Raw genomic sequence first — 13,766 nt, forward strand, 5'->3', positions numbered from 1 at the left:
TTACAACCGAAAGCGAATCCACGGTTCACTGGGTTACGAATCGCCAGATCGGTTTGAAGCAGCTTACTACGAGCAGCAGAACCGATGAACTACGTTATGCGGTGTCCACTTTCTTGACAGAGGTCCACAAACGACCTTACGCAACCTCCAAAACGCCAATCCTACTCCCGTAAGGTCGTCAAACGACCTTACGCAGGCTCCAAAACACCAATACGACTCTCGTAAGGTCGTCAAACGACCTTACGCAACCTCCAAAACGCCAATCCGACTCCCGTAAGGTCGTCAAACGACCTTACGAACTCGGCACCTCCGCCATTCCCACTCAGACCCTGCTCATAAAAAAAGCCGCCCGACTCCAAAGAGCCGGGCGGCATTCGTTTACCGAGCAGCGGGCATTTTCTCGCCCAACATAGCCATACATTCTAATCATTCCGTACTACGCATTCCGTACTAATCATTCCGTACTAATCATTCATTTTGTTCCATCCATTCCATCCGTGCTGACCGTCTATTCTAGTCTCTCTATTCTACGACTCCACTCATCCCTACAACCCGCTCAGTTCACCTTCACAGACGTCGCTTTGTCGTTCATCGGATTGGAAGAGAAGTTGGTCAACCCCGTGGAAAAGGCCAGGCTGGTTCCCGTCAAATTCAAATCCGCATAAAGCATGGCGCTGTAGGCGGAGCCGATAATATTAACCGAGGAAATTGAATCGTCGCCGACGAGGCTATTGCGCAAATCGCCGATGCTCTGGGTCGTATGCAGCATCCGTCCTTGCCGGTCGTTATGCTGGTACAGATACACCCCTGGCAGATCGTTGCCGCTAGCGTCGCGTTTTACATAGGCGTACGAATACGTTCCCAAGTTATTCAGCATAAAGTCGACCAGCTGAGCCGGATCGAAAAATACTTGGCCCGATGGGCTGTCATGATCCTTGTAGCCGGAGCCCCAAGGCGCATTGGCCGAATCATCCATGCCGTCGCCGCCGTTAAATACTCCGAACGAATCGAACAGGTACGGATCGCCGAACTCGTTGCGGCGGTCCCATAGCGGCGTCAGCGGAATCGCTTTATACGTTACTGGCGTGTACGTGCCTGCGCCGTAAGCGCTCAACACGGTATTTCGGTCAGGAATTGCTGCTGTGGAGCCGACCTGATACTTGATGCCGCCAAAACCTTTGCCCGGAGTCCAAGGGCTGACGTTATGTCCGAAACGCGTCGTGTTAATCTCCAGAACGCTGCCGTTGGAAGAAGCGAACACCTCCGGATGAGTGCCGTCGCGCATCGTAATGGTGCCGTCGAAATCGTCGCCGCCATTTGTGAAGCCGGAGCTTACACCTTGGATATGGTACTGAAAATAAGTTCCATGCTGCTTCGTCGAGGCAAAAACCGGTTGGCCGAAGCCGCCGTTTTCCATGCCTTTGCGCACCACGATGAACATGCCCTCCATATCGTTCTCGTGCCGGTCGGGGTGCAAGTCGCTGTCGTCTCTGCCGTAATAATTCCAGTAGCTGATGAAGTAATGCGTCTCTGTTTCTTTAACATCGTAATAAACGTAGGATTGGAGCGTCGTTTTGAAGTCTCCCAAACGGTCCCAATTGTTGTTGGCTTTCCAGTCGCCGTCATAGTTGACGTTGGTGATGAAATCCGCTGAGATATCATAGCCGTAAGTGAAATTGAGGTATCCCGGCTTGCTGGTTCCTTTTTGCCGAACTTCCTGGTGAATATCCGGCGCGAATTTATCCGCTACAGCCTGATAGCGTGCCAGCACATCCGTTTCCGTTGCATAAACAGGATTAGCATGTGCGGTACTGCCCGCGGATAACGCGGCTGCAGGGGAAAGCATAAGAACGGCAAGAGAAACCAGCAAAAGCTTCTTCATCCATTTTCACCTCTTTAACGTATTGGACTCGCCTGGTTACCAAACCCTCCGACAGGTAGCTCTACCAATACGATCGTTTCAGAAGACGCATCACCTCCCTATCAGCGGAAAGTTTGTTGGTACCGGCCCGGCCACTCCATTTTAGGGTGAAAATTGTACAACAGGCAGCTCGTTTGCAATATCGCATTCGCCCAGCGGGTTTTAAACATCAGCGGTTTGCGGCTTAGCCAATCCAGCGGATCAACAGTCACAGAGAAGTCGGTATATTGCTGGAACGTCCCTTCATATCGGTCCGGCCAAAATCGCTTCAGCGGATGGGCAGCCTGACGGCCGCCAGCGCTTACATGAGCGTAAGTATCCTTTAGCCATTGCATGATGGATAACCCCGTTAACGACTCCGACATCTCTTCCCAGCCCTTCAGCAGTGAGCCATGTTTGCCCCATTCCACGCGAATAACCGCACGCTGCCCGTTGTTTCGCGCTTCCGCGGCCGCAGCCTCTGACTCGATAACCCGGCTGTGGAAAAAGCTCATCACCTTCGTTACGGACTCTTCAGCCGGGTTGTATTCGACCCAAATTTCCTCATGATCGCAAGGCTCAAAATCATCGGGATAATCGTAATCATCCTCCCAGAACAGGTGGTAGCCGATCAGCGGCAGCTCAGGATGATGAATGGCCACAACATCTTTCAGCGGAAAACATTCCTGGGCAGTCGTTTGCAGCACGGGGCAGAATTTGCGGATCAGCCGTAGTTCATCTTCCGTCAGCGGCGGCGGCGGGTCCTGCTCCAGCACGCTGCGGTACTGCTCGCCGGAACGGCGCAGATTGCCGTCGAGATGGTAATACTCGGCCTGCCAGGACGTATAATGCACATTTTCAGGGCACGCTTTTTTCAGCAGCTCCAGCTGGGCAATCGATATTTGATAATAATCGGTTTGCGAAATGGCGCCGTTTTTGACTAGCTCCAGCCACTGTTTCTGGGCAGATTCCATTTCAACGGTGAAAATATCGATCATCCCGCAACACCTCTCCTATCGGATATCCCGTTCAAAAACTCGTCGTGAATGCTGCTGTTGGATGCAACAAGCGTATCGTGATGCAGCTCGTATTCATCGCCATTAAAATCGGTAATCTTTCCGCCTGCCTCCCGCAAAATAAGCCCGCCTGCGGATGTATCCCATGGATGCAGCCCTTTATGCCAAAATCCGGTAAGCCGGCCCATCGCGATCCAGCAAAGGTCCAGGCTGGCTGCCCCGTTTATGCGCAAATTACGGCAGGCTCCGGCAAGCAGGTCCATCTGCGATACAAGCTGGGACTTGCGCGCCCACTGTTCGGCCTGAAAGCCCGTTGCCAGCAGCGCCTCCTCCAGCTTTTGCTCTTTGCCCGTTTGGATCGGCACGCTGTTGCGGAAGGAACCGCTGCCCCGTTGCGAATGGAACATTTCACCGGTTAACGGATTGTACACAACGCCAATAACCGGCTCATAATTCAGCACAATTCCGATCGATACCGCAAAATGCGGAATGCCGTGAATAAAGTTGGTCGTTCCATCAATGGGATCGATAATCCATCCATAGCCTGGTCCGTTGCATGCCAACGATTGATAGGAGTTCCGGCTGCCGTTATCCTCCTCTGACAAAATCCAATGGCCGGGATAATCGGCCCCAATCCGTTCGCGCAGCAGCGTTTCACTGAGCACGTCGACGTCGGTAACCAGATCAGAAACGTTTTTTTTCTCCAGGATGCTGCTGAAGCTTCCTGTCCGCTCGACAATCAATTCACCGGCTAGTCTTGCATAAACGATTGCCGATTGCAGCAAAGATGCTTCATACGCTTCGGTCATACGGCAAAGGCCTCCTTGATGCAGCTTTCAACGTTCTGGCTGTAACCGGAATCCTTATCAAACACGGAGACGCTATGGAGATCAGCCGAGCATACAACAGCCGTTCCGCGCTCCGCTTGATAGGAGCTTTCCGCAAAAAAACGCACTAACGTATCACCGATTCTCGCGCTGACCAGATTGGAATGTCCAAGCGGCTCCACAAGGCTTATTGTCGCGTTCATCACAACATTGCCTTGATTGCCCAGCTTCAAATCGTAGGGACGAATGCCGAGCACGCTGCCATGAGCGTTTTCTTTATAGGCATAAGTATCGCCGGCTTTAACGAGATCACCTTTCAGGAAATTCATCGGCGGCGTGCCGATGAACTGGGCCACAAACAGATTGCTTGCCCGGTTGTACAGCTCCATTGGCGTGCTGTATTGAATCAGCGAGCCGTCCTTCATGACGGCGACCCGGTCGGCAATCGTCATCGCTTCCTCCTGGTCATGCGTAACCATAACGGTCGTAATTCCGATTTCCTTCTGCAGCTGGCGGATTTCTTCACGCATTTCAATTTTCATCCGTGCGTCCAGATTGGAGAGTGGCTCGTCGAGCAGCAGCAGGCGCGGTTTTTTGACGATTGCCCGGGCAAGCGCGACCCGCTGCTGTTGTCCGCCGGACAGCTGGCTCGGCTTGCGCGCGGTCAGATGACCAAGCTGCACCTGCTCTGCTGCCGCTTGCGCTCTTACGATGCGTTCCGCCTTCGGCACCTTCATCTGTTTGAGCGGGAACATAATATTTTCAAGCACCGTCATATGCGGATATAACGCGTAGCTTTGGAACACCATGCCGATGTTGCGGTCCTTCGGCTCCACATGGTTGATCGGCTCGTCGTCAAAATAAATCATGCCGCCAGTCGGCTTGTAAATGCCCGCCAGCATGAGCATCGTGGTCGATTTGCCGCAGCCGCTCGGGCCGAGCAGCGCCACGAATTCCCCGTCCTTTATTGTCATGGACAAGTCGTTAACGGCGTTGCTCCCTTTTGTAAAGGATTTGCATACTTGCTTCAGCTCAATTTTCATACGCCTTTTCCTCCTGTCGCGCTGACTTGCATGAGTGATTTTTGAGTGAAAATGAAGAAAATCAGGACCGGTATCATGTAAAAGATCGACACGGCGCTTAAAACGCCGTAATTAATGACGTTTGGATTGCTCATCAGCTTTTGTAAATAAGAGGCCAGCGTGATGTTTTCGTCACTGAGAATGAAGGTGTACAGGAGCAGGAATTCGGACCATCCGGCGAGGAATGAAAAGATGCTGACCGCTGCAATGCCGGGCTTCACCAACGGAATGACAATGGTATGCCATACCTTGAACCGGGTGCAGCCGTCGATCAGCCCCGCCCACTCCACATCCCAGGACACATCGTCGAAAAATCCTTTGATGATCCAGGCCGTCATCGGAATTTGCAGCGCCGTTTTGACCAAAATGACGCCCCACAACGAGTCGAACAAGCCGAGGAAATTCAAAATGTAAAACACGGCGATGAGCAGCGCCACGCTCGGAAAAGCATGCAGCAGCATCGTAGTTTTCAACAAGCCTTGGCGGCCCGGAAAGTTCAGCCGCGATAAGGCGTAACCGGCCATAATGCCTACGACCAGCTCCAGCACGGTCAAAGCTCCCGCGAACAGGAGAGAATTCAGCGTAGCGGTCCAAATGCTCGGCATTTCGGTGCCGTTAACGACGACGTTTGACCAGAGGAACTTCCAGTTTTCGAGCGTAAAGCCTGTCGGGATTACCCCGTGTTTCATCTGCGATGTGAATGAATTAATGAGCAGCCACAAATACATCAATATAATAGGCAGCGTGATTATGCCCAAGATGACGTAAGCGCCCGCAGAGGGCAGCCGGCTTTTCTTCGTGTTCAATGCGCGTCCCCCTGTCATTATTCAACCCTCGACGATTTGATCATTTTGTCCATGCCGAATATTCTCCAGAAAATAAACGTACAGATCAGAGCGATTACGACAAGCACTAGCGCCACGGCCGAACCGTAGCCATATTCAAAGCTTTGGAATGCTTTGTGATAGGAGTACAGCGCCATAACCTCGGTTTCGATCAAAGGCCCGCCTTTTGTCAGCAGCAAAATGTATTCATAAGAGGTAAGCAGCGACAACAGCTGCCAAAGCGTCACGAACATGAGCGGCCAGCGTACGGCGGGAATGATGATGTCAAAAATAATCGATCGTTGAGCAGCACCGTCCACTCTAGCCGCCATGAACAGATCGCCCGGTATGGACTTAATCGCAGACGAGAAAATAATCATTCCATAGGAAGCGCCGATCAGACCGTTGGCGAGAACGACCGCCGTCATGGGCTGATCAACGAGAAAGTTAGTCGCAGACATATCAAAAAGGGCTCGCAAGCTGTTCAGAACCCCGTATTCGCTAGGATCAAAAAACCATAACCATAACAGAACATACACGACCGGCGGTGAAATCCGCGGCAGCATCCATATGGTGCGGATGACAAGCCCAACCGTTTCCCGTTGGATGAAATAGGTCGTAAGCAGCGCAAGCGACAATCCAAGAAAAATATTTAAAGCCAGCGTAAGTCCAACGTAGGTTACCGTATTCAGCATAATTTCGCCCAGGTTAGGGTCGGAGGCCATCTTTTTGAAATTAAGCAGTCCGTTCAGATCCCACACCATGGCGGAGTCCATGTTCGTAAACGCCAAAATGATAATCAATACAACTGGCGCAATAAAAAAAACCGTAATTAAAAGGAGAAAAGGCCCTAACAATACTGCAGGCAATCCCCATTTTCGGAGCAGCTCTGCCATTGGCTTCGGTTTATTTATCGTCGTTTGCGGAACTTCGGCCGCCGCCTTCAGATTTCCCATATGGCTCCCCCTCGGAAAGTCGTGCCCGGTCTTTCGGCCGGGCACGCTGTTCAGGTCGTTTAGTTTTTAATGATGAGCCCATCGCCAAGATCGTTTTTCAATTGGGTTTCCAAATCCTTGAGAGCGCTTTCCGGAGTCTGCTTGCCGAGCTCAACGGCTTGGATTGCCTTGTAGATGGAGCCGCTGTATTTGTTAAAGCTTTCGTGATTCGGCAGGAACGTCGTGTACTCGGACATATAAGCGACTCCGCCAAGCGTCGCATCCGCTTTGTACGTTGGATCTTCCGCCGCCGCCTTTGTAATCGGCAGATGGAAGGTTTTGATGTTGTGCTTGGTCTGCAGCTTCGGATCAACTACAAACTCAAGCAGGCGGTTGACCAGATCCGGATGTTTTGTACCGGAAGATACGGTGTATACGATGGGGTGAGACAGCGTGACAGGTTTGCCGCCTTTTTCAGCCGCAGGAATGAGCATCATGCCAAAACGCTCGTTGACCCATTTTGCATCCACCTTGCCAATCGTGTCGTGGTAAGCGTCGGATGCCCAGTTGTTGACGTTCCAGATGCCGCCGTAGTAAAACAGCGTTTTTTCATTGACGACGATTTTATGGACGTTTTTGAATTCCATCGTCGTCAAGTTGTCTGGGAGCAGCTTTTTCTGAGCAAGATCGTAGTAATATTGAAGCTGTTTTTGAACGGCCTGTTTGTCAAAAACAATTTTGTTCGCATCCGCGTCGTACAGCTGAGCGCCAAAGTTGTACGCCATCGCCTGGAAATCGGGGCCGTCTGTCGGACGATGGACAACTCCGTATTGTGCAAGCGCTTTCGATTTTGCTTCTTCCGCTACCTTGGTCATGTCGTCCAGCGTAAATTCGCCGGTTTTCACTTTTTCGGGAAGTTCATTGATTTGCTGATCCGTCCAGCCAAGCTTTTTCAAAATGCCTTTGTTATAAAACACGGGCCGAGCCTCCGTGTCCTGAGGAATTCCCCAAATCTTTCCTTGGTAGGTGACCGAGTCCCACAACACCGGGAATAAATCCGAGTAAGCCTGAGAGTTTTTCAAGTCGTCCAGCGGAAGGATGTACTTGCCATTGGAAAGCATACCGACGTATTCATGACCGATTGCGAAGATATCCGGAGCTTTTTTTGATTTGGAAGCCAGCATGAACTGTTTTACGGAATCGTCCCAGCTGCCGTCGAACGATTTGGTTTCCACTTTGACTTCCATGTTTTTCCCTTCTGCCTTGAGCGCTTCATTCAGCTTTTCCGCCGCTTTGACGAGGTTGTCGACACGGGTCAGCTCGATGCCGGTTGTGTGGGCCGATAGCGTAACCACTTCCGGCTTGCCGCCCGCTGCTGCGCCGGTTCCCTCATTAGCCTTGGCGGGGGTATTTTCCCCGTTGCTGCAGCCGGACAGGATGCTTGTAAGCAGGAGTGCAGACATGGTAACAGCTGTAATCGGTTTTTTCATGAATTAACCCTCCACATTAGGATTTGGTTATTTGCGTGGAATGTCTGATTTTTAATTCAGGTTTATACTGCGGCGGATTGCTCCATTTCTCCCCGCCCTGAATGGCTTGATCCAGTATAGTTACCGCGTCATGCCCCATTTTTGTTTTTGAGCTATGGACGGTAGTTAAAGAAGGATTTGCCATTGCCGCATAGTCGATATCGTCGAATCCCATTACGGCAATATGGCCTGGTACTAGCATGCCTGCTTCGTAAATCGCTTTTACCGCTCCCAATGCCATCATGTCGTTTGTTGAAAATAAGGTCCGAATGCTGTGGGACCGTTCCCACAAAGTCAGAAAACCTCGGTAGCCTTCTTCAAACTGGGAGGATTCTGCATAAAAAATGTCCTGCTCTTGGATAGCAACCCCATGTTTCAAGCATGCGTTTCTAAACCCCTCAAATCTTAACTTATGGCTGCGATGTTCCTGCGGTCCTGCAATTACGGAAATTGCAGTCGCTCCCAGAGACAGCAAGTGCTCTGCTGCGAGCTCACCTCCCTTCAAGTCATCATTGACCAGATGGATTACGTCCGATGACTCGCTTGTGCCGTTCACCATTACAAAAGGAATACCTGTATTTTTAAAGTATTGGATCAGTTCGTCGTTCAGCTTACTGATGAGGATTAGTCCGTCCACCCTTTTCTCCAAGAGGAAATCGGCTGATTTGCTCGTAATATCCTTGTCTGTCATGACAAAGATGGAATAGCCGAGCTCGGAAGCTTTTTCAAGAATGGCGTCCAAAATTTTGCCGTAAAACGGATGAGAGGCAATCGGATGATGTTGTCTGTAAATAATGACTCCTATATTCTGAGTTTGCCGGGAAACCATGGCCCGCGCTACTCCGTTCGGCTTATATTGCAGCTCCTCAATTGCTTGTAATACTTTATCTCGAGCGGCAGGGCTGACGTACCCCGAGTTGGAGATCACTCTGGAAACAGTAGACTTGGATACTCCGGAAAGCTTTGCGACATCTATGATTGTATAATTCACCGGAATAACCCCCAATGTGGGAAGGTTCCCACGAGTATGTAATTGATCAATGTAATCATTAGTTGCTCATCACAATCTCATCATAGCATACGAACCTTTATTTGGGCATTAAATTTTTCTTGACAAATTGTAAAGCTGTAATGTCGAATTTTGACGTAATATTTCTGAACCAATATCGCAGTCGATTGGGGAAACTTAATGCTGAAAAGCAAAAGCGAACGGATCCCATTAGACGGGATTCCGTTCGTCATCGTCATTAGTTTAAGTCAAACGTTATGACAGACTGTCTGAGGTATGCACGCTCGCCGTATGGCCAGCCTATTCTGCAAGTTCAATCGCTGCGGCAATTTGCTCCATTGTTTTGCCTTTTGTTACAACTCCGCTTTCCTCTGCTCTTTCTTTCAATTCAGCGAATTTGACAGCTTCGGCTTTAGCCACTTCGACGCGGATTTGCTCCATTGTTTTGCCTTTTGTTACAACTCCGCAATTTTCGGCTCTATCTTCCAGCTCCACTCGATCAAATTTAATGAGTTTAATTTCTTCGGTAAGCTGGCTTGACGTCTTGCCGCTGACTGCAATGCCGAGCTTTTTTGCTATCTGAACAATTGACGCCTCACCGGCATTTTTTTCTGCTTGTTTCACTTCGTTGCGAATCTCATCAACCGTTTTGCCTTTTGTGGATATGCCCCAAATTTTTGCGGATTTATAAACGCGGTCAGTATCTTTATTTGCTCCCGTAACTACAATATCGTTCTTTACAGAGTCAGAACTCGTCAGGTAGCTCGAAGCTGAAGCAACCACTGGCACCGACATCACAACTGCACTCGCTAAAATAATTCCGGTAATTTTTTTCAACATGGTAATCTCTCCTTTAGATGTGTTTTTCTAAAATCTACAACACAATGTGATGCGGTTTAGTCATTCGTGGCTTGCTCAGCAGCTTTAAGCTCGATTTTGATTTTCTCCAACGACTTCCCTTGAGTCTCAATGCCCCATTGTTTTGCTTTTGCTTCCAACGATTTTCGTTCAGTCGCCTCGGCGTGTTTGACTTCCTTCGTGACTTGCTCAATCGTTTTGCCGCTGCTTACAATGCCGAGCTTCTTCGCTTTTTGAATAATCGCTGTTTCATGAGCTCTTTTTTCAACTTTCTCCACTTCTTTGCGGATCTGATCCAGCGATTTGCCTTTTGTTACAATGCCGGATTTTTTTGCTCTTTTTTCAAGAGACGCTCGTTCAGCAGCCTCCGCATGTGTAATTTCCTTCGTAATTTGCTTCATCGTTTTGCCGCTGGTCGCAATGCCAAGCTTTTTCGCTTTTTTAATCGTTGCCGCTTCTGCACTTCTCTTTTCCGCTTTTTTCACTTCGACACGAATCTGATCCACCGTTTTGCCTTTTATGGAGATGCCCCATTTTTTTGCAGATTGGTATATTTGATCAACATTCTTATTTGCTCCGGTTAGTACATTATGGGTTTTCGCTGAGGAAGAATCCATCGTGTAGCTTGAAGCTGAAGCTACAACGGGAACTGACATTACAATTGCACTTGCCAACAAAATTGCACTCATTTTTTTCAACATGTTGTTTCTCTCCTTTATGTCTGTGTTTGCCTTACAACACTCATATTAAAGACAAGCTATGGCAGTAAAATCGAATAACTGTGGCAAGTTAATGGAATTGGGCCGTTAAATGGGCATATTAAAAAAACCGGCTGGCAGAAGCCAGCCGGAGCAATTGTTATTGTTCTTCCCAAAGCTGAATGGAATAAGCGGGCAGCGTAATCATCTTATTGAGTGATCCCTTTATTCCAAAACGTTTTATAAGATATATGGCGATTAGTTAAGTACGATGCTAAAGGAATAACGGCCTGAACCAACCTCTATACTCGTATAACGACCATCCGTTTTGAGCTGGCGAACTTCCTCCGACGCATGAATTTGATCCGCTCGAACATCGGCAAGCTCAATAACCCCCGTTGTGTTAACCGGCAAGCTAACGTTTAACTGCAGTTGATTCGTTTCTTTCCGCTCCCAGCTCACTTCTATTTTGCCTTGAATGAGCTCATGATGCGCTTTAACCCATTCGATCTCCTCCACGAACCGCGGTGCGATATTGACTATGCGGCGCGACGATTCATCATAAGGAATCCTAATTCCGGCAAGACCGGAATAAAACCATTCCTCCGCATGACCAAGCATAAAATGATTTTGTGAATGCCCGGCAACCGGCCCGTCCCATCTCTCCGTCAGAGTTGTAGCCCCATTCAGCAGCTGGAAGCCGTAGCTCGGATCCTCGGTTTGACTCAGTATTCTGGAAACGATTCCAGGTTGATCGAATTTCAACAGCGCCATCAGCAAGTATCTGAATCCTACGTCACCGCCGGTTAGGTGATCGCCATGAGCCTGTATATCAGAGATAAGCTGACTCATCACGTCTTCCTCTTGCTCTTTTGGCACAAGTCCGACTGCAAGCGGGAATGCGTGAGAAGTCTGACTGCCTGTAGCGTATTGTTTTTCCGCTTCATTCCAGAAATGCGCGTTAAAGGCGGACTTTATTTGCAGAGCAAGCTGTTCAAAGTATGCAGCGTCGCTTGTCGAACCGAGCAGCAGCGCGATTTTGCCCATCGTATCTGCAGCGTAATAATAGGTGGCCGTTGCCGTAAGCGGAACAGGAGTGTTTTGCGCAAATCCCGGGTCCGGCCCAACGTCGCACCAATCACCAAGTCCATGCCGCAGTATATAACCGTCCGCTTTGGTGCTCAAGTATTCCACGTACCGTTTCATCCCGTCATAATGCTCTTCCAGCAGGCGAGTATCTCCATACCAGTTGTAGGCATACCACGTTGCCAAAATATACGCGGCGCCCCACTCCGGCGAATCGCGGAATCCGCCTTCAAATACGGTATACTCTGGAGCAATATCAGGAATCAAGCCCTCTTCCGTCTGAGAATCCCTCATGTCGCCGATAATTTTGTTGTAAAGCCCAGCCACATCGTAGTTGTACATAATGGACGGCCCCATTAAATGAACCTGCTCCAGCCAGCCAAGCTTTTCCCGATGCGGACAATCCGTAAGCACGCTTTTCATATTGCTGAGAATGGCCCAATTTATGATTTCATGGGTACGATTCCACATTTCATTGGAGCATTCGAACGAACCAACCGTTGCTACGTCTGGATAGATCATTTCTCCTTCAATGTCCAGCAGCACCGGAATGGAAGCCCCGCTGTCGGAAGCGGCGGTTCCTTGCATCGAAGCAGGAATTGCTCCCTCCACCTGCATGTACCGGAATCCGGTATACGAGAATCTCGGCGCCCATACCTCTACCCCGTCTCCTTTGAGCGTGTAAGAGAAATAAGAGGGGCCTTTTGAAGTTTCTTGACTCACAGTGCCATCCTCGTAGAGCAGTTCGCCTGACGTAAGCGTGACCGTCGCGCCTGCCGGCCCTTTAACGGCAATTTTCACCCAGCCCGAAAAGTTCTGTTTGAAATCATACACATAACTTCCGTCCGGACCTTCTTCGCGCAGCTCGGCTGCAAAACGGCGCATGACTTTCAGGGGAGCCGTTTGTTCCGACTGCAAAGTTCCGCTTGGCGCAGATACGAGCGAGGCTTGTTTCCAGCGTCCATCTTGTGCAAAATCCGCTTGATCCCAGCCGTCCTGCTCCAGTAAAGCATTGTAATCTTCCCCGCCGTACATGCAGGAGAAGGTTACCGGACTATGGCTCACCGACCACTCTTCATCGCTGTAAAGTTGAACAACCGTTCCGTCCATTAACTCCGCATGGAGCTGGAAGATCAGCTTTGGCAGCCCAAAGCTGCCCAGATACTTGGCATAACGTCCTCCGGCGACATGATAAAAGCCGTTACCGAGCATAATGCCCACCGCGTTGTTTCCGGCCTGCAATTGCTCCGTTACGTCAAATGTGGAATACAAGCAAGTGTGGTCATAATGCGTCCAGCCCGGAGACAGCACATTATCGCTCACTTTGCCGCCATTTAAACGCAGCTCGAATTGTCCCAATCCACAGAGATAAATTTTAGCCCGTTTTACGGAATCATTTAGCTGGAACTCCTTGCGGAAAATCGGCAGACCGGCAGACTTTATCTCATCCCCGCTTACGCCTGTCCATTCCTCCTGCTCCTTTTCCGTTACGCCAATCCACTTGGCGGCTTTCCAATCATCCGTATGAAGCAGCGCCATCTCCCATGTTCCGGACTCGCTGTAATCTGAAGCGTTCCCCGCTCCATCCCAAGCCCGAATCTTCCACAAATAGCGCCTTCCCGATTGCAGCTGAGGTCCTGCATATTGGATGCCTGCATTTTCCGCTGAATCGACCTTTCCACTGTCCCAGATTAGAGCTTGGCCGGTATTAAGTGCTTCTGAACTGTCGGCAACAACAATTTGATAGGCCGTCTGCCGTTCGTTTTGCCGGCTGCTGCGGAACCCCCATGAAAATCGAGGCTTGAGACTATTCACAGCAATTGGATTGACTGCATATTCAACCTTTACTTGTTCAATCTGGAAAGTCCCGTCCCCATAACTTTTAACCGCTTTCAACTGCTCTCGTTCCATTCCATCCCTTCTTCCAATAAAATATCGCGGATTATCCGGCTGGTGCGCGAGGTTTATGTTAGAACTGCCGGATAATCCATACTTCTCTAAG

At 49.8% G+C, this 13,766-nt stretch carries 11 protein-coding genes; all 11 read right to left on the reverse strand.

Going from position 1 to position 13,766, the window contains the following annotated elements; all coding sequences use genetic code 11:
* Positions 1–556 precede the first annotated feature (556 nt).
* Positions 557–1,882: a hypothetical protein gene (locus tag M3223_RS00005; RefSeq protein WP_251557703.1), complete on the reverse strand. Its 1,326-nt coding sequence runs from the start codon at positions 1,880–1,882 to the stop codon at positions 557–559.
* Positions 1,883–1,983: 101 nt separating this feature from the next.
* Complete coding sequence (locus M3223_RS00010; RefSeq protein ID WP_251557705.1) at positions 1,984–2,898, reverse strand: hypothetical protein; 915 nt, start codon at positions 2,896–2,898, stop codon at positions 1,984–1,986.
* A complete protein-coding gene (locus M3223_RS00015; RefSeq protein WP_251557706.1) occupies positions 2,895–3,725 on the reverse strand; it encodes an inositol monophosphatase family protein in 831 nt (276 codons plus the stop codon). The genes M3223_RS00010 and M3223_RS00015 overlap by 4 nt, the downstream gene beginning before the upstream one ends.
* The gene (locus tag M3223_RS00020; protein ID WP_251557708.1) at positions 3,722–4,786 is read right to left on the reverse strand and encodes an ABC transporter ATP-binding protein; all 1,065 of its coding nucleotides are present in this window, start codon (positions 4,784–4,786) and stop codon (positions 3,722–3,724) included. The genes M3223_RS00015 and M3223_RS00020 overlap by 4 nt, the downstream gene beginning before the upstream one ends.
* Positions 4,783–5,631, reverse strand: a complete 849-nt coding sequence (locus M3223_RS00025; protein WP_251557710.1) for a carbohydrate ABC transporter permease — start codon at positions 5,629–5,631, stop codon at positions 4,783–4,785. The genes M3223_RS00020 and M3223_RS00025 overlap by 4 nt, the downstream gene beginning before the upstream one ends.
* 17 nt (positions 5,632–5,648) lie before the next feature.
* Entirely contained in the window at positions 5,649–6,605 is a 957-nt protein-coding gene (locus M3223_RS00030; RefSeq protein WP_251557712.1) for a carbohydrate ABC transporter permease, read from the reverse strand.
* A 59-nt stretch (positions 6,606–6,664) separates the two neighbouring features.
* Positions 6,665–8,074 carry a sugar ABC transporter substrate-binding protein gene (locus M3223_RS00035; protein ID WP_251557714.1) on the reverse strand — a complete coding sequence of 470 codons (1,410 nt, stop codon included), beginning with the start codon at positions 8,072–8,074 and terminating at the stop codon, positions 6,665–6,667.
* Positions 8,075–8,090: 16 nt separating this feature from the next.
* Positions 8,091–9,104 carry a LacI family DNA-binding transcriptional regulator gene (locus tag M3223_RS00040; RefSeq protein ID WP_251557716.1) on the reverse strand — a complete coding sequence of 338 codons (1,014 nt, stop codon included), beginning with the start codon at positions 9,102–9,104 and terminating at the stop codon, positions 8,091–8,093.
* A gap of 318 nt (positions 9,105–9,422) precedes the next feature.
* Positions 9,423–9,962 carry a hypothetical protein gene (locus M3223_RS00045; protein WP_251557718.1) on the reverse strand — a complete coding sequence of 180 codons (540 nt, stop codon included), beginning with the start codon at positions 9,960–9,962 and terminating at the stop codon, positions 9,423–9,425.
* A 56-nt stretch (positions 9,963–10,018) separates the two neighbouring features.
* Positions 10,019–10,681, reverse strand: coding sequence for a hypothetical protein (locus M3223_RS00050; RefSeq protein ID WP_251557720.1), 663 nt, complete (start codon positions 10,679–10,681; stop codon positions 10,019–10,021).
* A gap of 255 nt (positions 10,682–10,936) precedes the next feature.
* Complete coding sequence (locus M3223_RS00055; protein ID WP_251557722.1) at positions 10,937–13,675, reverse strand: alpha-L-rhamnosidase; 2,739 nt, start codon at positions 13,673–13,675, stop codon at positions 10,937–10,939.
* Between the last annotated feature and the right edge of the window lie 91 nt (positions 13,676–13,766).

This window comes from Paenibacillus pasadenensis (assembly GCF_023715725.1).
Classification (GTDB): Bacteria; Bacillota; Bacilli; order Paenibacillales; family Paenibacillaceae; genus Paenibacillus_O; species Paenibacillus_O pasadenensis_A.

Excerpts from the sequence above, each read along its gene's own strand:
- M3223_RS00005 (WP_251557703.1), bottom strand. The coding sequence starts at position 1,882 with ATGAAGAAGCTTTTGCTGGTTTCTCTTGCCGTTCTTATGCTTTCCCCT.
- M3223_RS00030 (WP_251557712.1), bottom strand. The coding sequence starts at position 6,605 with ATGGGAAATCTGAAGGCGGCGGCCGAAGTTCCGCAAACGACGATAAAT.
- M3223_RS00035 (WP_251557714.1), bottom strand. The coding sequence starts at position 8,074 with ATGAAAAAACCGATTACAGCTGTTACCATGTCTGCACTCCTGCTTACA.
- M3223_RS00050 (WP_251557720.1), bottom strand. The coding sequence starts at position 10,681 with ATGTTGAAAAAAATGAGTGCAATTTTGTTGGCAAGTGCAATTGTAATG.
- M3223_RS00010 (WP_251557705.1), bottom strand. The coding sequence starts at position 2,898 with ATGATCGATATTTTCACCGTTGAAATGGAATCTGCCCAGAAACAGTGG.
- M3223_RS00055 (WP_251557722.1), bottom strand. The coding sequence starts at position 13,675 with ATGGAACGAGAGCAGTTGAAAGCGGTTAAAAGTTATGGGGACGGGACT.
- M3223_RS00020 (WP_251557708.1), bottom strand. The coding sequence starts at position 4,786 with ATGAAAATTGAGCTGAAGCAAGTATGCAAATCCTTTACAAAAGGGAGC.
- M3223_RS00015 (WP_251557706.1), bottom strand. The coding sequence starts at position 3,725 with ATGACCGAAGCGTATGAAGCATCTTTGCTGCAATCGGCAATCGTTTAT.
- M3223_RS00045 (WP_251557718.1), bottom strand. The coding sequence starts at position 9,962 with ATGTTGAAAAAAATTACCGGAATTATTTTAGCGAGTGCAGTTGTGATG.